At 57.5% G+C, this 21,808-nt stretch carries 17 protein-coding genes; 9 read left to right on the forward strand and 8 right to left on the reverse strand.

What is annotated here, in order from left to right:
• Nucleotides 1–80 precede the first annotated feature (80 nt).
• Entirely contained in the window at nucleotides 81–1,655 is a 1,575-nt protein-coding gene (gene tyrR, locus AU511_RS03020) for a transcriptional regulator TyrR (protein ID WP_094108723.1), read from the forward strand.
• Between the two features lie 168 nt (nucleotides 1,656–1,823).
• Here the strand turns inward: tyrR and AU511_RS03025 are convergent, their stop codons facing one another.
• On the reverse strand, nucleotides 1,824–2,360 hold the full coding sequence (locus tag AU511_RS03025; protein WP_094108724.1) for a GNAT family N-acetyltransferase: 537 nt from the start codon (nucleotides 2,358–2,360) through the stop codon (nucleotides 1,824–1,826).
• A gap of 41 nt (nucleotides 2,361–2,401) precedes the next feature.
• Nucleotides 2,402–3,280: a helix-turn-helix transcriptional regulator gene (locus tag AU511_RS03030; protein WP_094108725.1), complete on the reverse strand. Its 879-nt coding sequence runs from the start codon at nucleotides 3,278–3,280 to the stop codon at nucleotides 2,402–2,404.
• A gap of 117 nt (nucleotides 3,281–3,397) precedes the next feature.
• Between AU511_RS03030 and AU511_RS03035 the strand changes: the two genes are divergently transcribed.
• On the forward strand, nucleotides 3,398–4,855 hold the full coding sequence (locus AU511_RS03035) for an MFS transporter (RefSeq protein WP_094108726.1): 1,458 nt from the start codon (nucleotides 3,398–3,400) through the stop codon (nucleotides 4,853–4,855).
• 54 nt (nucleotides 4,856–4,909) lie between these two features.
• Here the strand turns inward: AU511_RS03035 and tpx are convergent, their stop codons facing one another.
• Nucleotides 4,910–5,413 (reverse strand): thiol peroxidase, encoded by a 504-nt coding sequence (gene tpx, locus AU511_RS03040; protein WP_094099875.1) that lies wholly within the window; start codon nucleotides 5,411–5,413, stop codon nucleotides 4,910–4,912.
• A 444-nt stretch (nucleotides 5,414–5,857) separates the two neighbouring features.
• Here tpx and AU511_RS03045 point away from each other — a divergent pair, with 444 nt between their 5' ends.
• Both AU511_RS03045 and zntB read left to right on the forward strand, forming a co-directional pair.
• Nucleotides 5,858–7,474 carry a peptide ABC transporter substrate-binding protein gene (locus AU511_RS03045; protein ID WP_094108767.1) on the forward strand — a complete coding sequence of 539 codons (1,617 nt, stop codon included), beginning with the start codon at nucleotides 5,858–5,860 and terminating at the stop codon, nucleotides 7,472–7,474.
• 95 nt (nucleotides 7,475–7,569) lie between these two features.
• The gene (gene zntB / locus AU511_RS03050) at nucleotides 7,570–8,559 is read left to right on the forward strand and encodes a zinc transporter ZntB (RefSeq protein ID WP_094099877.1); all 990 of its coding nucleotides are present in this window, start codon (nucleotides 7,570–7,572) and stop codon (nucleotides 8,557–8,559) included.
• Between the two features lie 316 nt (nucleotides 8,560–8,875).
• On the opposite strand, the gene ttcA is transcribed toward zntB, so the two are convergent.
• Nucleotides 8,876–9,814, reverse strand: coding sequence for a tRNA 2-thiocytidine(32) synthetase TtcA (gene ttcA, locus AU511_RS03055; protein WP_094099878.1), 939 nt, complete (start codon nucleotides 9,812–9,814; stop codon nucleotides 8,876–8,878).
• Between the two features lie 294 nt (nucleotides 9,815–10,108).
• On the opposite strand from ttcA, the gene AU511_RS03060 reads away from it, so the two are divergent.
• Nucleotides 10,109–10,414, forward strand: coding sequence for a putative hemolysin (locus tag AU511_RS03060; RefSeq protein WP_094108727.1), 306 nt, complete (start codon nucleotides 10,109–10,111; stop codon nucleotides 10,412–10,414).
• A 16-nt stretch (nucleotides 10,415–10,430) separates the two neighbouring features.
• Here the strand turns inward: AU511_RS03060 and AU511_RS03065 are convergent, their stop codons facing one another.
• Nucleotides 10,431–11,420 carry a 2-hydroxyacid dehydrogenase gene (locus AU511_RS03065; protein ID WP_094108728.1) on the reverse strand — a complete coding sequence of 330 codons (990 nt, stop codon included), beginning with the start codon at nucleotides 11,418–11,420 and terminating at the stop codon, nucleotides 10,431–10,433.
• A gap of 334 nt (nucleotides 11,421–11,754) precedes the next feature.
• Here AU511_RS03065 and AU511_RS03070 point away from each other — a divergent pair, with 334 nt between their 5' ends.
• Nucleotides 11,755–14,358 carry a YdbH family protein gene (locus tag AU511_RS03070; protein WP_094108729.1) on the forward strand — a complete coding sequence of 868 codons (2,604 nt, stop codon included), beginning with the start codon at nucleotides 11,755–11,757 and terminating at the stop codon, nucleotides 14,356–14,358.
• A gap of 11 nt (nucleotides 14,359–14,369) precedes the next feature.
• On the forward strand, nucleotides 14,370–14,603 hold the full coding sequence (locus AU511_RS03075; protein WP_094099883.1) for a YnbE family lipoprotein: 234 nt from the start codon (nucleotides 14,370–14,372) through the stop codon (nucleotides 14,601–14,603).
• Between the two features lie 42 nt (nucleotides 14,604–14,645).
• Here the strand turns inward: AU511_RS03075 and AU511_RS03080 are convergent, their stop codons facing one another.
• Entirely contained in the window at nucleotides 14,646–15,251 is a 606-nt protein-coding gene (locus tag AU511_RS03080; protein WP_094108730.1) for an FMN-dependent NADH-azoreductase, read from the reverse strand.
• A 253-nt stretch (nucleotides 15,252–15,504) separates the two neighbouring features.
• Between AU511_RS03080 and hrpA the strand changes: the two genes are divergently transcribed.
• Nucleotides 15,505–19,392, forward strand: a complete 3,888-nt coding sequence (gene hrpA, locus AU511_RS03085; protein WP_094108731.1) for an ATP-dependent RNA helicase HrpA — start codon at nucleotides 15,505–15,507, stop codon at nucleotides 19,390–19,392.
• 22 nt (nucleotides 19,393–19,414) lie between these two features.
• On the opposite strand, the gene AU511_RS03090 is transcribed toward hrpA, so the two are convergent.
• On the reverse strand, nucleotides 19,415–20,257 hold the full coding sequence (locus AU511_RS03090) for an EcsC family protein (protein WP_094108732.1): 843 nt from the start codon (nucleotides 20,255–20,257) through the stop codon (nucleotides 19,415–19,417).
• 159 nt (nucleotides 20,258–20,416) lie between these two features.
• On the opposite strand from AU511_RS03090, the gene AU511_RS03095 reads away from it, so the two are divergent.
• Nucleotides 20,417–20,740, forward strand: a complete 324-nt coding sequence (locus tag AU511_RS03095) for a hypothetical protein (RefSeq protein ID WP_094099888.1) — start codon at nucleotides 20,417–20,419, stop codon at nucleotides 20,738–20,740.
• Here AU511_RS03095 and AU511_RS03100 read toward each other — a convergent pair whose 3' ends face one another.
• The gene (locus tag AU511_RS03100) at nucleotides 20,741–21,556 is read right to left on the reverse strand and encodes a trypsin-like serine peptidase (protein WP_094108733.1); all 816 of its coding nucleotides are present in this window, start codon (nucleotides 21,554–21,556) and stop codon (nucleotides 20,741–20,743) included.
• Nucleotides 21,557–21,808: the final 252 nt, after the last annotated feature.

Below are 21,808 nucleotides of genomic sequence, written 5' to 3' on the forward strand. Positions count from 1 at the left end.
CTCTACTTCATCCGATGATGGCGAATAGGGTATCATTCGATTTTCGTCCCCCCCGCACGCCTGATGAAGAAGGTACGTTGATGCGTCTGGAAGTTTTTTGTAAAGACCGTATGGGCCTGACCCGTGAACTGTTGGATCTGCTGGTGCTGCGCAACATCGATCTGCGCGGTATCGAAATTGCCGCCGCCGGACGAATTTATCTCCATGTTGATTCGCTTCGCGTCGAGGATTTTCAGGCGTTGATGGCGGACATCAGGCGGACGAAAGGCGTCAGCGATGTTCGTACGGTGGCGTTCTTGCCGTCCGAACGTGAGCATCGAGCATTGAAAGCGCTGCTGGAATCTATGCCCGAGGCCGTGTTTTCGGTTGATCTGAAAGGCCACGTCGAAATGATGAACGCGGCGGCGCTGACGCTGTTTGGGCAGACGGCGGAAAAAGTGCCTCAGTTAAACATTAGCCAGCTAATCGGTCGCTATGCTTTCAACCGCTGGCTGGAGCAGGGCGCCAAACCGGAAACGGAGCGGGTGGCGGTTCGCGGACGGGACTTCCTGCTAGAGGTCACGCCAGTCTACCTGGGCGATGACGGTGGGGAAAGGGTCGCATCGGGGGCGCTGGTGATGCTTAAATCCACAGCAAGGATGGGGCATCAGTTACAAAACCTGCCTGCGAACGACGACCGGGTTTTCGACACCGTCGTGGCCGTCAGTCCGGCGATGCGTCAGGTGATGGAGCGGGCGCGCAAGCTGGCGCCGTTGGATGCGCCGCTGCTGATCGTCGGCGAAACCGGCACCGGTAAAGACATGCTAGCACGCGCCTGTCATCTGCGTAGCCACCGCTCCGGACAGCCGTTTTTGGCCCTTAACTGCGCGGCGCTGCCGGACGATGTGATGGAAAGCGAGCTTTACGGCCACGCGCCGGGCGCCTATCCGAACGCGCTGGAAGGTAAAAAAGGCTTTTTTGAGCAGGCGAATGGCGGGTCGGTGCTGCTGGATGAAGTCGGCGAAATGTCGCCCCAAATGCAAACCAAACTGCTGCGTTTCCTCAACGATGGGACGTTTCGACGGGTGGGGGAGGAGCACGAGCTGCACGTCGACGTGCGGGTGATTTGCGCTACGCAGAAGAACCTGCTGGAACTGGTGCAGCGAGGCCAGTTTCGGGAAGATCTTTATTACCGCCTGAACGTGTTGACGCTGGAACTTCCGCCTCTACGGGCGTGCCCGGAAGACGTCATGCCGCTGGTCGAACTGTTCGTCGCGCGTTTTGCGGACGAGCAGGGTATGCGTCATCCGCGCATAGCCCCCGAAGTGCGGCAACTTCTGCCCCAATATGGCTGGCCGGGCAATGTGCGGCAGTTGAAAAATATTATTTACCGGGCGTTGACCCAGTTGGACGGCGACGCGCTGACTCTGGAGGATATCGATTTACCCGCGTTCTCCTCCGCGCTGGCGCACAGCGAGACGCTGCTGGAAGGCTCACTGGATGACATCACCAAACGGTTCGAACGCTCCGTTCTGACTCGCCTTTACCAGAGCTATCCCAGCACGCGTAAGCTGGCAAAACGCCTGGGTGTATCCCACACGGCTATCGCCAACAAGCTGCGCGAGTATGGGCTGAGCGCACGTAAGACGCCGGGCGACGAAGAGTCTTCCTCCTGAAGTGCTATTTGACGGCATGTCCGGACAGCTCGCCGCTTGCCTTTTCCGTGACACATCGGCATCAGCCAACACCGCGCCCCTTTTCGGCTGCGCGGCGACCTGAATCCAGTACTCTTTTTCATCGGTGAGATGTCGGCGGGCAGAGACTGCGCGTCTCTTTCCCGCGCATCAACGGGCGGGGATCAGCGAATACATGGCGGCGTCGGTGGGGTGGCCGTGGATGACCAGACGGTTGTAAGCAATGCCTTCGAAACGCGCGCCGGCTTTTTCTGCGATGCGGCGGCTTGGCAGGTTGTGTTCAGCCGCGATGATCTCCAGTCGGGTCAGGCCCAACTGGTCGAAACCGAAGGCGGTAATCGCCTTGACGGCTTCAAGAGCGACCTGCTGCCCCTGTTCGGACTGACGCACCCAATAGCCGATGTTCCCCATCTGATAGCCGGAATGAATGCTGTTGATGCCGACGGAGCCCATCAGCCGCCCGGCGCTTTGTTCAATGATGCCAAGGTCAAATGCCATGCCTTCCTTAATCCGCAACGCGCTCTGTGCGACCCAGTGTGAAATCTCCGGGACGTTGTACTCTTCGTTGCACCACGACAGCCAGCGCCCGACGGTATCCCTGGACTCGCGAACCGCCTCGGCGATCTGCGGGATATCGTCAGGGGTGAAAGGACGGATAAAAAAACGTGGCGTGACTAACGGAAACATTGTGCATTCTCCTGCTATTCGATAGGGCGCGATCTGTGTGCTCAGACGGGAAAATCCAGCCGAGCCAATTTTTCCAGCCTCTGTTGATCCTGCGCCTCTGCGGGCATATAGACCAGCATGCGATCGCCGTTATGGCTGGCCGTCCACCAGTTGATCTGCCGCAGAGAAAGGACGCCCAACAGCGGATGCTGAAAACGTTTCACCTTGTTTATCACGCCCTGAATTTCATAGCGCTGATGCCAAAGTTGCCGAAACAGCTCTGATTCGTTCAGGCAGCGTTGCAACAGCGTTTCCCATAGCGGCTCTCCGCTGTGTTCCACCAGCCGCGCTCGAAACATGGCGACCATGTTGGGAAGAAATTCCTGTAAGTCCGCTAATCCTTTCTGCCAGTCAGGGTGCGTGAAAGCCAGATAGATGCAGTTACGATCTTCGTGCGGGATCTGATTCAGATCGATATTGAGCAGCCGGCACCAGGACTGATTGAAGCCCAGAATACTGAAGCGGGCGTTGACGATGACAGCGGGATAAGGATTGAGCTGGTCCAGAATTGTCTGGCTATCTTCGCTGATTTTCTCGCAACTGGCGCGCACCGCCGGTGAAAAGGGCAGTTCTGCCAGCATGAACAGGTGTCGGGTCTCTACCTCGTTAAACTGTAGCGCTTTGGCGATCGCCAGCAGCGTTTTCACGGACGATTTAATAGGGCGTCCCTGTTCCAGCCAGGTGTACCAAGTGATACCGACATCCGCCAGCAGGGCGACATCTTCGCGACGCAGCCCCGGCGTACGCCGCTTACGTGGGGTAGACAGCCCCAACCGCTCCGGATCCAGGCTCTCTCTGCGCGTGCGCAGGAATTTTCCCAGCGTGAGCCTGCGGTTTTGTTCGGTACTGTCGGCGAGGGGGGCCGTCGTTAGTGCTGACATATCAAGGACTCCGCGCCAGACGGGTGGAATTTATACCAGGATAATCAAGGACTGGTACTCGTTTTCATAAACCACGATGCTAGCGCTCGTGGATTATGAATACAATGGGCATACACAATGAAGCAACGTTCACCATTACAGGGTTTGAGTCGTATCGGTCTGCTGGTATTACTGGCCGGTCAACTCCTGCCGATGATTGATTTTTCCATCGTCAACGTCGCGCTGGAATCCATCACCCATTCGCTCTCCGCGAGTCCGGCCGAACTCGAGCTGATTGTCGCGGTTTACGGGGTGGCGTTTGCCGTCGCGTTGGCGATGGGCGGACGTCTGGGCGACAACCTCGGGCGGAGGCGGATCTTTATGGCGGGTGTAGCCGTGTTCGGCGTGGCCTCGCTGTTATGCGGTATTGCGCAGTCCGTCTGGCTACTGCTGTTTGCGAGGACGCTGCAAGGGCTTGGCGCCGCGCTGGCCGTACCGCAAATCCTGGCGACGATACATGTCTGCCTGAGCGGACGGCGGCATGCCCGGACGCTGGGGCTGTACAGCGCCATCGGTGGACTGGCCTTCATCATCGGACAGGTGCTGGGCGGAACCCTGCTGAAGCTGGATATCGGTGGCTACGGCTGGCGCTGCGCCTTTCTGGTGAATTTGCCGTTCTGTCTGCTCATTCTGATGTGCGCGCCGTTTTGGGTACCGAACACCCGTAGCGATAAGCGCAAAGCGATCGATCTTCCCGGCACCGTATTGCTGGCGCTAGCCTTGTCGTGCCTGCTGTTTCCCTTGGCTTTGGGGCCGCTATGGCACTGGCCCTTGATCTGTGTCGCGGCGCTGGCGGCGAGCTTTGGCCTGTTTCCGCTGTTGTGGTGGGTTGAACGACGTCAAGAGCGACGTCAGCAGGAGCCTTTACTGCCTCCCGCGCTGTTCCGGCTGCCGAGCGTTCGTTTTGGTTGCGCCATCGCGCTGCTGTTCTTCTCCAGCTGGAGCGGCTTTATGTTCATCGTCGCCTATGTCCTGCAATCTGGCGCGGGATTTTCGCCGTCGGCGTCCGGCAACAGCTTTATCGGATTGGGAATGGCTTATTTTATCTCCTCGTTGCTCAGCAGCCGGATTACGGAACGCCTGGGCAATATTCCCACCCTGATTATCGGCAGTGCTATCCAGATGAGCGGCCTGTTGCTGCTCATGGCCACGCTGGCATGGGTTTGGCCTGCGCCAACATTGTGGACGCTATTGCCCGCAACCTGTCTGGTCGGGTTTGGTCAGGCGTTCATCGTCAGCAGCTTTTATCGCATCTTTTTGTCCGATGTGCCGCTGTCTCATGCGGGGTCGGGCGGCGCGCTGTTGTCTACCTTGCAGCAAACGGCGATGGGTATGGGCCCCATCGTTTTAGGCTCGGTGCTGGTTCATCTGCTGCATAGGTTTCAGGGACGCCACGACATTGCGCTGATCGCCTCGTTGGGCGTGGAGTGGGGCGTGATGTTGCTGCTGGTGGTTGGGGCATGCTGGATGCATCGACGGAACAGGCGGTCCGAAACGAATCGGGGAGAGGGGGAAATTCTGGCTGTGGGCGAGTAAGGGCGAGCAGCACCCCGGCGAGCTCGGCCGGGATGCTGCGGCAGGGGATTCCGTTTATTTCAGGGAAGCCAGCGCCTTATCGTAGTTCGGTTCTGTCGAGATTTCGTCGACCAGTTCGCTGTGCAGCACAACGTCATTTTCATCCAGCACGACGACGGCGCGCGCCGTTAATCCCTTCAGACCGCCATCGGCGATAGCAACGCCGTAGTTTTCTTTGAACTCGGCGCCACGCAGCGTGGACAGCACGTCCACGTTGTTCAGCCCTTCAGCGCCGCAGAAACGCGCCTGAGCGAAAGGCAGATCGGCGGAGATGCACAGTACGACGGTGTTGCTCAGTTCAGAGGCCAGCTGGTTGAATTTGCGCACGGAGGTCGCGCAAACGCCAGTATCAATGCTCGGGAAAATATTCAGGATTTTACGTTTGCCCGCGTAATGGCTCAGCGGAACATCAGAAAGGTCTTTTGCCACCAGTGAGAAAGCCTTGGCCTTGCTGCCTACAGCGGGGAATTCGCCGGAAACCGGTAGCGGTTGACCTTGGAAGTGTACATTCTTTGACATCGTTGCGTCCTTTATTACAGGTGGTTAACAAGGCATTCAGTGTAGGGCAACATTATCAACATTGGTATAAAAAAGTAAGTCGACTTAATTCGACCTAAGTCTCGGTTTAGTCACGTTTTAACCTAACCCTCACTGGGATAACGGACTTTTAGCTCGGTATCCTGTTTCCCCTCGGTCTACATGCGGTACATGCGACAACGTCGCACGCACCCTGTCGACGCATGTTTGGATTTGGCGTCATTCCGATAGGCAACGTCTGATTACAGGCTATGATAATGCATCGCCCGACAGGGGGGATTTATGTCGTTTTTTCAGAGGTATCCGTAGAGAAAATACCGTGTTGGAAAAATTTTTGACCTCAGCGCTGAATGACCGATTTTATAAGTTATTGGGGCCGGTTTTTTTGCGGCCCGCGCCGCAGCTATTTTAAGGAATGAACCCATGATGCCATTTCGCTATTCCGCTCTTTGCGTCGGACTGCTGGCGACGCTGACCGGCGCCGTCAACGCCGCGCAGGTTCCCGCCGGCACCGCGCTGGACGCCCGACAGGAGTTAGTCCGCCATATCAAGGATGAACCCGCCTCTCTAGACCCGATCAAAGCCGTCGGTTTGCCTGAAATTCCGGTGATACGCGATCTGTTCGAAGGGCTGGTGAATCAGGATGAACATGGTAATCCCATACCCGGCGTCGCTGAGCGCTGGCAGACCAGCGACAACCGCACGTTTACGTTTATCCTGCGTGATAACGCACGCTGGTCTAACGGCGATCCGGTCACGGCTAAAGACTTTGTCTATAGCTGGCGTCGCCTGGTCACGCCGGCCAACACCTCCTCCTTCAGCTGGTTCGCGAGTCTGGCCGGGATCATCAACGCCGACGAAATTCTGGCGGGTAAATTGCCTCCCGACCAACTGGGCGTCGTCGCGATGGATGACCATACGCTGAAGGTGATGTTGAGTCGGCCTGTGCCGTATTTCGTTAATTTGATGGCGAACTTCAGCCTGTTTCCGGTTCATCAAACCACGGTTGAAAAGTACGGTGCTGACTGGACTCGCCCCGGCCATCTGGTGGGCAACGGGGCGTTCAAGCTGGACGAACGCGTGGTCAATGAGAAGCTGGTGCTGACGCCGAACGAGCACTACTGGGATCATGCTCGCACGGTCCTGCGTAAAGTCACCTATCTGCCGATTAGCCAGGAGTCTAACGCCACCAAGCGCTATCTGGCCGGCGATATCGACATCACCGAATCGTTTCCAAAAAACCAGTATCAAAAACTGCTGAAGACGCTGCCGGGTGAGGTGTATACGCCTCCGCAATTGGGTACCTATTACTACGCTTTCAACACGCAAAGAGCGCCGACCAGCGACCAGCGGGTGCGCAAGGCGTTGTCGTTTGCGATTGACCGACAGGTGATTGCCCAGAAGGTCTTGGGAACAGGCGAGAAACCGGCCTACCGGCTGACGCCGGACGTGACCAGTGGATTTGCGCCGGAACAAAGCGAGTTGGAGCAGTACTCGCAGGCCGAACTGAATGCGCAGGCCAGGGCGCTCATGGGCGCGGCCGGATACGGTCCGGACAACCCATTGACGTTGTCCCTGTTATATAACACGCAGGAAACCAATAAACAGGTGGCTATCGCCGTCGCCTCCATGTGGAAAAAAACGCTGGGAGTCGACGTTAAACTGGTCAATCAAGAGTGGAAAACCTACATCGACAACCGCAACAGCGGTAATTTCGACGTTGTGCGCGCTTCTTGGGTCGGCGACTACAACGAACCCTCGACGTTTTTGTCGCTACTGACCACGCAGCACAGCGGCAATATCTCGCGCTTCAACAATGCGGAGTTCGACCGGCTGATGAAAGACACCGGCGGGCAGACCGACAGTCAGAGGTTGAATCAGGAGTACAATCAGGCCGAGCGAATTCTCATGAATGAAGCGCCGATTGCGCCCATTTACCAGTACACCAACGCCCGCTTGATCAAACCTTGGGTGAAGGGCTATCCCATCAATAACCCTGAAGATACGGCTTACAGCCATATGCTCTATATCATCAAACACTGATCATGCGCGCGCCGCGCCCGGCCGCCACGGAGTCGTTGCCGTTATGGTCGGAAGCGCTAAGATAGTGATTAAGGGGAGTCAATGGGAGATACCGAGTGGAAGCAGACGTGATTAATGGGACCGCATTGCAGCGCACGGGCGCCGTATTTTCTTATCAGCTGGATGGAAAAGGCGGCGTCGTTCCCATCAATGATGATGATATCGTCAACAACACGCAGCCTTGCTGGCTGCACCTGGACTCCACTCATCCTGAAAGCAGTCGCTGGCTGCAAGAAACCCGGCTGTTGCCGGATACGGTGCGCGATGCGCTGTCAGGCGAAAGCGCACGGCCCCGCGTCAGTCGGCTGGGAGAAGGCACGCTAATAACGCTTCGCAGCATCAATTATAATGGAGACGCGCGGCCGGATGAGCTGGTGGCGCTGCGCATCTACATCACGGATAAACTGATTGTCTCAACGCGCCGCCGCAAAGTGGCGGCCATTGATGCCGTGATGAGCGATTTGAAAGAGGGCAACGGGCCGACGGATAGCAGCAGCTGGCTGGTCTCCATCGCCGAGGCGCTGACGGACGATACCAGCGAGTTCATCGACCAGCTTCACGAACGAATTATCGATCTGGAAGATGCGCTGCTGGAACAGGCGATGCCCGCGCGCGGCGAGCTATCGCTGATCCGCAAACAGCTGATTGTCCTGCGTCGCTACATGACGCCGCAGCGCGATATTTTCTCTCGCCTTTCGGGAGAGAAGCTGTTCTGGCTGCAGGATGATGACCGTCGGCGGATGCAGGAGATTGCCGAACGGTTGGGGCGAGGGTTGGAAGACCTGGACGGCAGCATCGCCCGTACCGCGGTCATTGCGGATGAGATCAATACCCTGATGGCGGAGTCGATGAACCGGCGAACGTATAATATGTCAGTGCTCGCGATGCTATTTCTACCGACGACCTTTCTTACGGGGCTGTTCGGCGTCAATCTGGGGGGCATCCCAGGCTCAGGCAGTTCAATCGGCTTTATCTCTTTCTGCATGATGTTGGTCTTCATGGTGCTAATGGTAGCGTGGTGGTTAAAGCGAAGTAAATGGATGTAAGGCAAGCTAAATTTTCAACTGAGGAAATGCGATATTGTCGCCCGATACTCAAAAAAATCGGACAACTTTGAGCGACATCAACATTCCAGGACGGCGCCTACGGCAAGATTCCGGCTGCAGGTGAATGCAACGTCAAGCGATGGACGTTGCGCTCCATATTGTCTTACTTCCTTTTTTGAATTACTGCATAGCACACTTAATTCACACCAAGCCGGCACTGTTATGCCGGCTTTTTTTTCACCTGTATCGCCACGCCCCGCGCTAAAAACAACAACGGCCGGTACAGAGACCGGCCGCTTCAGACGTGTTCTCGCCCTTATTTAACTTCGACGACATCCAACCGCTGAGCGGCGGGAGGCGCCATCTCATCCTCCTCGGGCTGCCAGCCCAGCGGCTGTAGCGGGAGTGTCTCCCGATCGAACGCCAGATCGCCGCCGTCCACCACGTCGCTGTTGTGGGTAATAGATTTGAAGTCGAACAGCGTTTCGTCGGCCAGATGGGACGGCACGACGTTCTGTATGGCGGTGAACATGGTTTCGATGCGTCCCGGATAGCGCTTATCCCAGTCGCGCAACAGATCTTTAATCACCTGACGCTGTAGGTTGGGCTGTGAACCACACAGATTGCAGGGGATGATCGGGAAGTGTTTCGCCTCGGCGAAGCGCTCGATATCTTTTTCCCGACAGAAGGCCAACGGACGGATCACCACGTGTTTACCGTCGTCGCTCATCAGTTTGGGCGGCATACCCTTGAGCTTGCCGCCGTAAAACATATTCAGGAACAGCGTCTGCAATATGTCGTCGCGATGGTGGCCGAGCGCAATTTTAGTGGCCCCGAGTTCGGTGGCGGTGCGGTACAAAATGCCGCGGCGCAGGCGCGAGCAGAGCGAACAGGTGGTTTTACCCTCGGGGATCTTCTCCTTGACGATCCCGTAGGTGTTCTCTTCAACAATTTTGTACTCAACGCCCAGGCTGTCGAGATACTCCGGCAGCACGTGCTCCGGGAACCCCGGCTGTTTCTGATCAAGATTGACGGCGACTAGAGAGAACTGGATCGGCGCGCTTTGCTGAAGGTTGCGCAATATCTCCAGCATGGTGTAGCTGTCTTTGCCGCCGGAGAGGCACACCATGATACGGTCGCCGTCTTCTATCATATTGAACGCGGCGATGGCCTCGCCCACGTTGCGGCGCAAGCGCTTCTGGAGTTTATTCAGGTTGTACTGCTGTTTGGGCGTCACCGATTGAATTTCTGACATTTCACTGTGGCTCACGTTCAGGTTTAAGCAGGGTTAGGGCATAAAGCTTTTGGCGGGCAAGTTTATCATCAAGCGTCGCCACAATCGCTATCTCATTGTTGCCATCCTTTTGCATCAACGCCAGTCGGCGATTTTCCCGGCATGTAAACGGGGCGAACGGCCAGTTAGCTATGCTTTTTTCGCCATTTGTTGCATTTTGAAAAAATCTTTCACGGCTAACGGCTTGCCGGTCTGCTATCACGCAATAAACTGTGGTAAATAGGATTGGGACTAATTGGGCGATGAGGGCGGGACATGAAACTGCGGCAGGGGATGTTGGCAGCGTGGGTGCTGGTGCTAGTTGGATGCGGCAGCAGTGAAAAAGCGGCGGAAGAGAATGCGGTCGTGCCGGCGGATGCCGTCAGGTTGTCCGCTCAGGAAATGACGGCCTGGCAGGGTAAGGATTCGGCCGCCGCATCCTGTACGCTGGCTGGCGGTAGAATAGGGCTGGCTCGTCAACTGAACGGCGCCAGCGTGGGCACCTGCCTGCTGACCAACGGACGTCGCTGCGACGCCCAGTCGCTCGAAGATGGCTCCTGCCTGGCCGGTGAATTCCGCTAGCCTAACGGCAGCGGCGTTAGGTCAGCGCGAACGGGCTGTCCTCGCCAAGGCTAATCTGACGCAGACTTTGCAGCGTGGTGCCCGCAATGCTGGTCAGCGCTTCCTCCGTCAGAAACGCCTGATGCCCCGTGAAGAGCACGTTGTGGCAAGCGGAAAGCCGACGGAAAACGTCGTCCTGAATGACGTCGTTCGAGTTGTCGGTAAAGAACAGCGTGCGTTCGTTTTCATACACATCCAGTCCCAGCGCGCCGATTTTTTGCTGTTTTAGGGCTTCGGTTGCGGCCTGCGAATCAATCAGTCCGCCACGGCTTGTGTTGATGATCATCACCCCGTCCTTCATCTGAGCAAATGCGGCCTCGTTGAGAAGATGATGATTCTCAGGCGTAATGGGGCAGTGCAGCGAGATTACGTCCGATTCCGCGTACAGTGTTTTCAGATCGACATACTCCGCCCCTAACTCTTTCGCCTGCGGATTCGGGTAAGGGTCGAACGCCAGCAGCCGCATGCCGAATCCCTTCAGGATGCGCAGCGTCGCCACCCCGATTTTTCCCGTACCGATGACTCCCGCCGTTCGCCGATGCATGTTGAAACCGATCAGCCCTTCCAGTGAAAAGTTGGCATCGCGGGTGCGTTGATAGGCGCGGTGAATCCGCCGGTTCAGGCTCATCATCATGCCGACGGTATGCTCCGCTACGGCTTCGGGCGAGTAGGCCGGTACATAGACCACGGCGATCCCCAGCGCTTTGGCGGCATCGAGATCGACGTTATTGAAACCCGCGCAACGTAACGCCACGATCTTGACGCCGAGCGCGGCCAGTTCGGTCAGCACTTCGCGCCCGCCGTCGTCGTTGACGAAAATACAGACGGCATCGAATCCCTCAGCGGTTTTCACCGTCTGCGGACTGAGCATGAAGTCGTAGTACTCTACCGGGTAGCCATAGTCCTGATTGACCCGATCCAAATATTTTCGGTCATACTGTTTGGTGCTGTAGACAGCTAGTTTCATTGTCGGATACCCCGCCATTTTAGGTTAGGCTAGCATAAAACAGTGATCGTGATGGGGGCCACCGTCAAAACCTCCGTTCCCGTTGCGATAGCGTTTATCAGCATCCCGAGGCGTTCGACGCGTATAAAGAGCCTACCGCTATCCGGCTGCCGGCGTGAAAGGTGGTATCTGTCACATCAGGGTACTATTATGCAGGCCGATGAATGTTGGCTGTTTTTCACCGCGGAAGTCGTTGAAGAGCGGAATGCTGCTACTGTTATCGATGCGCTCAACCTCGCATGGCGTGGAATTCAACGCCGTGCTCACCAAAGACTGATATGCATAATGATGGCGAATGAATAAACACTTTCTACCCCGCGTGGGCCTCGGGCTGGGCGCTATCGCGCTGGTGATGCTGATAAGCTGGCTGACGATTCCGCTCTGGCTGCCTCGCCTGCTGACCTTCCTGGCGCCCCCCGGCGTGACGGTGACGCTGGGCGAGCGGCCCTCCTGGCAACAAGGCGGACTGACTGTGCCGGGGGTCTCCCTACAACTCTCTCAATGTCATCTGCTTACCGTCGATAACGGCCGTCTAACGCGACAGGATGGCGGCTGGCGTATTCATGTCGCCAGCGTGGCGCTGGATGGAAGCTGCCTCGCGCAGTGGCCGAAAAGCGCGGATTCGGCCTCAGAGACGTCAACCAGCCTGTCGGAATGGGAGCGGCGTCTGCCCGTGGGTGAAGTGATCATTGACCGCATCACGCTGACGCCTTGGCTAGATGACGTCAGCGCGCTGCATCTGACCTCCCGTGACGGGAAGCAATCACTGAACATCGATAACGCACGTCTGAAGCTGCAGGCCGACCTCATCGGCCAGACATTGACGCTGCGACGTGCGGAGTTGACCGCGCTGCCCGATCGCCCGCCGCTATGGATTGAAGGCGAAGCGCAGCTTTCAGATTCGCTGACTAGCCTCCCGGAAAAGGGACATTTGCTGGCAGGCCGACTGCCGTTCGATTTACCTGAGGCGGTTCAGGCGACGCTTGATTGGCAGGATTCTCAAGGAGAGCTGAGGGTGGCGAAAGAGGCGGACGCCCAACCGTTATTAAGCCTGCCGTGGCACGTCAGCGCGGATGCCATCACCGTGAGCGGGGGGCGCTGGACGTGGCCGTACAGCGCGCAGCCGGTTTCGGGCGGACTCTCGCTGGCGCTGCGCGACTGGCGTCAGATCCACGGGCTGCCCCAGATCGAGGCGCGCGTCAATATGTTAACGCAGGGCCACAATGGCCGGGCCAACGCAGTGTTGACGTTGGGGCCAGGTTCGCTCGGCCTGAGCGACAGCGATCTGCGTATCCAACTGGCCGGACAGGCTAATCTGGCGAATCTGTCCTTTTCAGCCACGCTGCCGGGCGTGCTGCGTGGCGCGTTGCTGGATCCCGATCTAGTCTTACTGCCCGGTTCTCTGCTTCGCGCCTGGGGACAGCCCCAGCCTGGCCTGACGCTGGAAGATGCGCGCTGGCCGCTGGCCGGGATCGTGGTCAACACGCATGGCGTGAGCGGACGACTGCAGGCGATTGTCAAAGCCAACGACGCCTACTGGGGACGATTCAATCTGCACATGGACGGCAAAGCGGAGCGTTTTTGGCCGGACAACGGCGTGTGGAATTGGCGCTACTGGGGAAAAGGACAGTTGCCGCCATTGCAGGGGCAATGGGACATCGCCGGGCGCGGGCGCTGGGAGGACGCATTGCTGGAAGTCAGCACATTATCCAGCGGGTTAAACCAACTGCGTTACGGCGGGATGACCGTCGCCCAACCCCGGTTGACGTTGGTGCAGTCGCTGCGATGGCAGCGTGATCAGACACAGGATGCATTCGCGGGCGCGTTCCGGTTAGTGGCTGACCGTATCGCATTCAGCGGCGCCGGCGCACTACCGCCCGCCGAGCTGAACGTTCAGGTCCAGGGCGAACATCCCAACCATTTCCTGTGGCGCGGCGCGTTGCAGGCTAAGGAGATCGGGCCGGTCAAACTGATTGGGCGCTGGGACGGCGAGCGCCTGCGCGGCAGCGGCTGGTGGCCGCCGCAATCGCTGCACGTCTTCCAGCCTCTGCTGCCGCCGGACTGGAAAATCAAACTGCGCCGCGGGCAGTTTTACGGACAGGGTGCGTTTTCTGCGGCCCGCATACAGGGTTTTCGCGTCGGCGGTCACTGGGTGGTTAAAAATGGCAGCGCCTGGCTCAACGACGGCGACGTCAGCGGAGTGGACTTCGTTCTGCCTTACCGCTATGCCGATTCGCGTTGGCAACTGGGCATTTCGAGACCGGTCTCGTTGCGGATCGCCGAACTGAACAGCGGACTTCGGATGCAAAACATCCGTGCGGATGTGTTCGGCGCTTATCCCTACAGCGATCGACACCCGCTCACGCTGGCTGGGGTAGAAATGGCGCTATTGCGGGGTAAGGTGTCGCTGACGCCGCTGCGTTTCCCACAGCGCGACGCGGCGCTGTTGAGGATGGATGGGATTGAAACCAGTGAACTTATGACCGCGATTAAGGTGAACAAGGTGGCGTTATCCGGCCGCGTGAGCGGCGTGTTGCCGATCAATTTCAATCATCCCACGATGCTGGTGCAGAACGGCCGCGTGACCAACGACGGCGCGTTGACGCTAAGGCTGGATAAGGATCTCGCGGATGAAGTGGCGCAGAGCAATTTAGTGAGTGCGGCGCTGGTGCGCTGGCTGCGCTATCTGGAAATTGACCATTCCACTGCGACGCTACAACTGAGCAATCAAGGGGAACTGTTGATGAAGTCCTTTATCAGCGGTCATAATTCGCCGCGAGATGCGCGACAGCAGGTCGATCTGAACTATCGTCATCAGGAGAATCTGTTCCAGCTATGGCGTAGCCTACGCTGGGGCGACACGATACAGAACGCGCTGGAGCAGCGGTCAATCCAATAAGGAACCACACGATGCATGACAGACGAGCCGTTTTATGGCTGGCCGCTCTTTTTTTGATCGGTTGTACGCCGCGTATTGAAGTGACCGCGCCGGAGACGCCTATTACCATCAACATGAATGTGAAGATCGATCACGATATTCACATCAAGGCGGACCATGAGGCCACGCAGTTGTTGGAAAAGTCGGATACCGACGTTGCGGAACAGATAAAAGAAAGCGCGCCGTCGGGCGCGCAGAAAGAGTAGTAGATCCAAAGCACTTAGCACGAACGAGGGAAGAGAGAGAGCTTACACGTTGGCCAGTTGAGTGAGCTGGGCCTTTGCGTCCTGCAACGATTTCTGAGCGATTTCCGGGCCGTAGCCCATGCCTTCTGCAAATACGAATTCGACGGCGGTGATGCCGATAAAGCCCAATATCAGCTTCAAATAAGGCGCGACCAGATCGCGCGGGGTGTCTTTATGTATGCCGCCGCGGCTGGTCAGCACCAGCGCGTGTTTGCCTTCCACCAGACCTTCAGGGCCTTGCTCGGTGTAACGAAAGGTCACGCCCGCGCGGACGATGAAGTCGATGTAGTTTTTCAACTGCGTCGAAATGTTGAAGTTGTACATCGGCGAGCTGATCACAATGAGATCATGGGACAGAAGTTCGTCGATCAGCGTATCAGATAAGGTTAGCGCTTCCTGTTGACGCGGCGTCAGCGGCGTTTCTGAAGGACCAAAAGCCGCGACCAGTTCACCGTCCAGCACGGGCAGCGGCTTCGCCGCCAAATCACGAAGGGTGATGGTGTCACCGGGGTGTGTCGCCTGCCACTCAGCAACAAAATGGTCAGCCATTTGGCTAGACTGGGAGTAGTCCGCCAGAATGCTTGATTTCAGCACGAGTACTTTCTTCATTGCCTGTTCCTTGTCTTGGAGAGTTAGAGGGTGGAGTCAACGCGGCGTCAGTCGCTGATGAGTTTCCTTATAAGCAGTCTAGCATAGACGCGATAGGGTAATATTTCGAGAACCTCGTTTGATTTAATTGAACAATTTGGCGGGGTGGCAGGTTATAGCCTGCGGCGTCAATGTGATACCATGCCGCCGCCAAATCTAAGCGTGGCGGCCAGTCTCTTCGCCACGTCTGCCAGACGTATTTAAGGAACCAACCGTGAAATCACAGCTCACCGCATTTTATCCCCACATCAATGCGTTAATGCTGCGCGACCAGCAGCGGCTGCGTCGCCGGGTTCAGGGCGCCCTGAAGGTGAAAAATCCTGAAGCTCAAGCGGCCATCGCCAGCGAAATCGAAGCCGATATGGAGACGGCCCGCCAGCGGGTGGAAAATCGTCGCGCCTCGCTGCCGGCTATCCGCTATCCCGACGCGCTGCCGGTCAGCCAGAAAAAAGACGCCATTATGAAGGCGATTCGCGACCATCAGGTGGTGATTGTGGCTGGGGAGACCGGTTCGGGGAAAACAACGCAGCTGCCGAAAATGTGTCTGGAGCTGGGTCGTGGCGTGACGGGCTTGATCGGGCACACTCAGCCGCGTCGTTTGGCGGCGCGTACGGTGGCGGATCGTATCGCCGCCGAACTGGAAAACCCGGTTGGCGGCACGGTGGGTTACAAGGTGCGTTTTAACGATCAGGTTGGCGACAACACGCTGGTCAAACTGATGACGGACGGGATCTTGCTGGCGGAAATTCAGCAAGATCGGCTGTTAATGCAGTACGATACCATCATCATCGATGAGGCGCATGAACGTAGCCTTAATATCGACTTTATCCTCGGCTATCTGCGCCAGCTACTGCCTAAGCGGCCCGATCTGAAAGTCATCATCACCTCGGCGACGATCGACCCGCAGCGTTTTTCTCGTCACTTTAACCATGCGCCTATCGTCGAAGTTTCCGGCCGCACCTTTCCGGTGGACGTGCGCTACCGGCCGGTGGTGGAAGAGGCGGAGGACAGCGACCGCGATCAGTTGCAGGCCATTTTTGACGCGGTGGACGAACTGAGTCACGAAGGTCCGGGCGATATCCTGATCTTCCTCAGCGGCGAGCGTGAAATTCGCGATACGGCGGATGCGCTGACGCGACGCGATCTGCCGAATACCGAGATATTGCCACTGTATGCCCGCCTGTCCCATCAGGAGCAAAATCGTGTTTTTCAGTCCCATCACGGCAGGCGTATCGTACTGTCCACCAACGTCGCCGAAACCTCGTTGACGGTGCCGGGAATTCGCTATGTGATCGATCCCGGCACGGCGCGGATCAGCCGTTATAGCTACCGAACCAAGGTGCAGCGCCTGCCGATTGAAGCGATTTCTCAGGCATCCGCCAACCAGCGTAAAGGGCGCTGCGGACGCGTTGCGGCAGGGGTATGTATCCGCCTTTATTCGGAGCAGGACTTTCTGTCGCGCCCAGAGTTTACCGATCCGGAAATTCTGCGCACCAATTTGGCCTCCGTGATTTTGCAGATGACGTCGCTCGGTCTGGGCGACATTGGCGCATTTCCGTTCGTTGAGGCCCCGGACAGTCGTCATATACAGGACGGCGTGCGGCTGCTGGAAGAGCTGGGCGCGATCCAGACGGCGGACAACGGTCACTATCGACTGTCTCCGCTGGGTCGACAACTGGCACAGTTGCCTATCGATCCCCGATTGGCGCGCATGGTGCTGGAGGCGCAGAAGACACGCTGCGTACGTGAAGTGATGATCGTGACCGCCGCGCTGTCCATTCAGGATCCGCGCGAACGGCCGCTAGACAAAAAGCAGGCATCGGACGAAAAACACCGTCGTTTCGCTGACAAAGACTCCGACTTCATGGCCTTCGTCAACCTGTGGAACTATTTGCAGGAGCAGCAGAAAGCGCTCTCGTCGAGCCAGTTCCGCCGCCAGTGCCGCACCGACTTCCTCAACTATTTGCGCGTGCGTGAATGGCAGGATATCTACACCCAGCTGCGTCAGGCGGTGAAAACGCTGGGGCTGCCGGTCAATAGCGAACCTGCGGACTACCTCAGCCTACACTGCGCGCTGTTAACCGGACTGCTGTCTCATATTGGTCAGAAAGACGTAGAGAAGCCGGAGTTCAGCGGTGCGCGCAATATGCGCTTCTCCATTTTCCCCGCCTCAGGTCTGTTCAAGAAACCGCCTAAATGGACGATGGTCGCCGAGCTGGTGGAAACCAGCCGTCTGTGGGGGCGCATTGCCGCACGTATCGAGCCGGAGTGGGTGGAGCCGCTGGCACAGCATCTGATTAAACGCAGCTACAGCGATCCGCACTGGGAAAAAGCCCAGGGCGCGGTGATCGCGCAGGAAAAAGTGACGTTGTACGGTCTGCCTATCGTCACCGCGCGTAAGGTCAACTACGGGCCGATCGATCCCGTGGTCTCGCGGGAGTTGTTCATCCGCCATGCGTTGGTCGAGGGCGACTGGCGCACCCGCCATGCGTTTTTCCGCGCCAATCTGAAACTGATGGCCGAGGTTGAAGATCTGGAAAACAAATCCCGCCGCCGCGACATTTTGGTGGACGATGAAACGCTGTTTGCTTTTTACGACCAGCGGCTGCCGCACGATGTGGTGTCTTCGCGGCATTTCGACGCCTGGTGGAAACAGGCGGAGAAGGAAAATCCCGATCTGCTCAACTTCGAAAAAACCATGCTGATCAAAGATGGCGCGGGCAGCATCAGCGCGTTGGACTATCCAAACGTCTGGCAGCAGGGCAACCTCAAACTGAAACTGAGCTATCAGTTCGAGCCGGGCGCCGACGCCGACGGCGTTACCGTGCATATTCCGCTGCCGATCCTCAATCAGGTGCAGGACGAAGGTTTTGAATGGCAGATCCCAGGCGTGCGTCGCGATCTGGTGATCGCGCTCATAAAATCGCTGCCCAAGCCGATTCGTCGCAGCTTTGTGCCTGCGCCAAACTATGCCGAAGCCTTCCTGGCGCGCGCCAAACCGCTGGAACGCGGGTTGTTGGATGCGCTGGAGCGTGAACTGCGTCTGATGACCGGCGTCACCCTTCCTCGGGAAGAGTGGCACTGGGAGCAAGTGCCTGAGCATTTGCAGATGACATTTCGCGTTATCGATGAAAAAAATCGCCCGTTGCGTGAGGGAAAATCCCTGAGCGCGCTGAAAGAGCAGCTCAAAGAGAAAGTGCAGGAGACGCTGTCCGCCGTGGCGGACGACGGTATCGAACAGAACGATTTACATATATGGAGTTTCGGCGATCTACCGACCCGCTATGAACAGAAACGCGGCGGCTATGCGGTCAAAGCTTATCCGGCGCTGGTGGATGAGAAGGACAGCGTGGCGATCCGATTATTCGACACGCCGCATGAGCAGCAGCAAACCATGTGGAAAGGGCTGCGTCGATTGCTGTTGCTGAATATCCCATCGCCGATCAAATACCTGCATGAAAAGCTGCCGAACAAGGCGAAGCTGGGATTGTACTTCAATCCTTACGGCAAAGTGCTGGACTTGATTGACGACTGCATCGCCTGCGGCGTGGACAAACTGATCGCCGAGGCCGGCGGCCCGGTGTGGACTGAAGAGGGTTATCAGCGTCTGCACGATAAAGTCCGCGCAGAGTTGAACGATACGGTGGTCGACATCGCCAGTCAGGTGGAGAAAATCCTCACTGCGGTCTTCGCCATCAACAAACGTCTGAAAGGGCGGGTGGACATGGCGATGGCGCTGGGCTTGAGCGATATCAAAAGCCAGATGAGCGGTCTGGTGTTCCGCGGCTTCGTCACGGAAAGCGGTTGGCAGCGTCTGCCGGATGTCCTGCGTTACTTGAACGCGATCGAACGGCGGTTGGATAAGCTGGCCCAGGACGTCCACCGCGACCGCGCGCAGATGTTGAAGGTGGAGCAGGTGCGTCAGGCATGGCAGCAGTGGTTGAACAAGCTGCCGCCCGAGCGGCAGGAAGAGGAGCAGGTCAAAGCCATTCGCTGGATGATCGAGGAACTGCGGGTCAGTTACTTCGCTCAGCAGCTGGGTACGCCTTATCCGATCTCCGATAAGCGCGTGCTCCAGGCGATGGCGCAGGTGGCGGAATAACGCGACGGCTTACCGGACGCCGCTAAGCGTCAGGCAGGCCTAGCGTCCGGTTTTTAATGCCCTGATAGGCCGTTTTAACCTCTTCTTCACCGTATTTCAGCTCCAGACGTTTGACTGTGAAATGCCCCTTGGCCATATTTTGATAATGCCGTGTGAAGAGCGTATTGATGGTCGCGCCGCTGGCGGCGCCAATCACCGGTATGATCTGCGCCGCCATTTTCTGCGTCAGCGTCACGCCGAACCGGGCGGCGACCGCGTCAATCACCTTCGCCAGAATCGACGCCGCGTGGCGTGAACTCACCGTGCGCGTCGATCCTTTCTTACTGACTAATGCCATCAACTCGCGTGATGCATGACGAGTGATGTCGGACAGAATGGCGCGTGACGCGTAATAGCCTGAGTCCGTCGGGTCTAGCGTTTTCTCCCGCCCCCCCAGAGCGAAGACTTCGACACAGGCGCTTTTGACGTCTTCATCCGCCAGCGAAAACCCTTCGCTGCGGGCGATATCCGCCACCGCGCGCATCATGATGGTCGTGCTGATGGGCATTTCCACCAGCAGTCCAGCCATCCCAAAGAATCCAGATATCGCGCCGGACGTGGCGGCGGCAACCCGGTGCAGCCCTTGAGACGGCGCGTGGTGAGGGTCATCTCCCAGTGTATAGAGCGCGGCATCCACCGCTTTATGCAGCGCGGCTCGGACGCTCTGCTGTATTTTACGTTGCAGACTCTGCGGCAGCCTCGCCAGACTCCAGGTCAACGGCTTTCCGATCGCATCGGCGATTTGCAGCGTCAGCGCCGGGGCTTCGAGTAGAGTGACGGCCCGCTGGAGCGCACGCAGATCGTCGGGGTGTTCAATGAGGGTCATGAGCAGCTCGCATTATGGCGGAGAGTGATCTAGGTGTAATAAATGATGCTGGAATTTGCAACGTGAAGACGGTTGTTATCTGCCGCGACTCAATATAGGCTGAGTGTTTTTAAATGCACTTAAAATGCATGAATACCTACTTACTTGAGGGGGGATTCTATGATAGTCAGAACCTGGCACGGCTGCGTGCCCCTCGAACATGCGGAGGGATTCGCCCGCCACTTGCAGCGTACCGGCGTCGATCATTCACGAAGCGTTCAGGGCAACTGCGGCGCGGAAGTGCAGCGGATGAGCCAGGGCGCCCATGCGCACTTTTTTTTGGCGACCTACTGGAAAGACCTGTCCGCTATCAAGGTTTTTGCGGGGGAAGACTACCCGCTGGCTGTGACTTACCCTGACGACGAACAGTTCGGGTTGATTTCAGATCCGTTGGTGCTTCACCATGAGATAGCGGACATCCAACCGCTATTGCCGTCAACCTGATCATGGAGCAGGGCGCTGAGACAACACATCCAGCGACTGGCGGATGGCCGTGACGGCGACCGCCTGATTATCCGCACGATCCCGCTCGCTGGCATCCGGCGCGGAGCTTTGAATCGCCGCCAGCGCCCAGCTATCTCCCGTTTTCAGCATCAGCGGCGAGCCGCTGTCGCCAGGCAGTGTGTCGCAGCGGTGCGTCAATACCGCCTGATTTTTCCACCCGGTGACAAGGCAGTCCTGATGCCGATACAGCGTATCGGGGTGATCTTCAGGATAGCCAGCCTGCGTCACCTTGCGGCCCTGTTTCTTCAACGACGATTTGAGATCCTGCGCATCCCCTTGCCATAGCGGGAGCGGCGCAATGCCCGGCGGCGTTTTTTCCAGCCGAATTAACGCATAGTCTAACGGCGCCGCTGAAGGAGGGACGATCCAACCGTCGCCGTCCGCCTTGAGCTGTTTCGCCAGCTGCTTATTAACCATCGCTTCCAGCTGGTGCGTTTCAAATTTCCAGCCCGACGGCGTGGCGTGAAAACGCAGCGCCACCGGCTTGTCGGCGACGCCCGGCGGCGCCAGCACGCAGTGTCCGGCGGTGAGCGCAAGATGCGGCGAGATCAGCGTCGCCGTGCAGAGATTGCCGCTAGCGGTCTCTACCTGACCAATGGCCTGCCACGGCCATTGCGCGGTATCCGGTACGGTATCGCGGTCATCATGGTTAAAGAACAGAATGCGTTGCTGCTGGAGAACGTCTTTGGGCGGGGTGGCGTTGACGCCCGTCGACAACAGGGTGATAGAACAGAGCAGCCAGGCCGATATGCGCATGAAATAATTCGCCTTTAACAAAAAAATTTTCTGTTAACAGTATGGTTAACTTCCCCGATTTTGGAAACGATGTACAAAAATTCAGAGCTGAGCAGGGCGACGGTGTTTTCGGCGTTGGCGGACGGGCGGGCTGAACGCGCTATCGTGGTGTCGAAAACGCTATTAAATGATCGAAAGTCAGAAAAAAAACAGCATGATGATCAACGCGCCGAGGAGCAGAAGCGATAATACAATTTCAAAGGAGTAACGACG

Source organism: Lonsdalea iberica, assembly GCF_002111585.1.
GTDB lineage: Bacteria > Pseudomonadota > Gammaproteobacteria > Enterobacterales > Enterobacteriaceae > Lonsdalea > Lonsdalea iberica.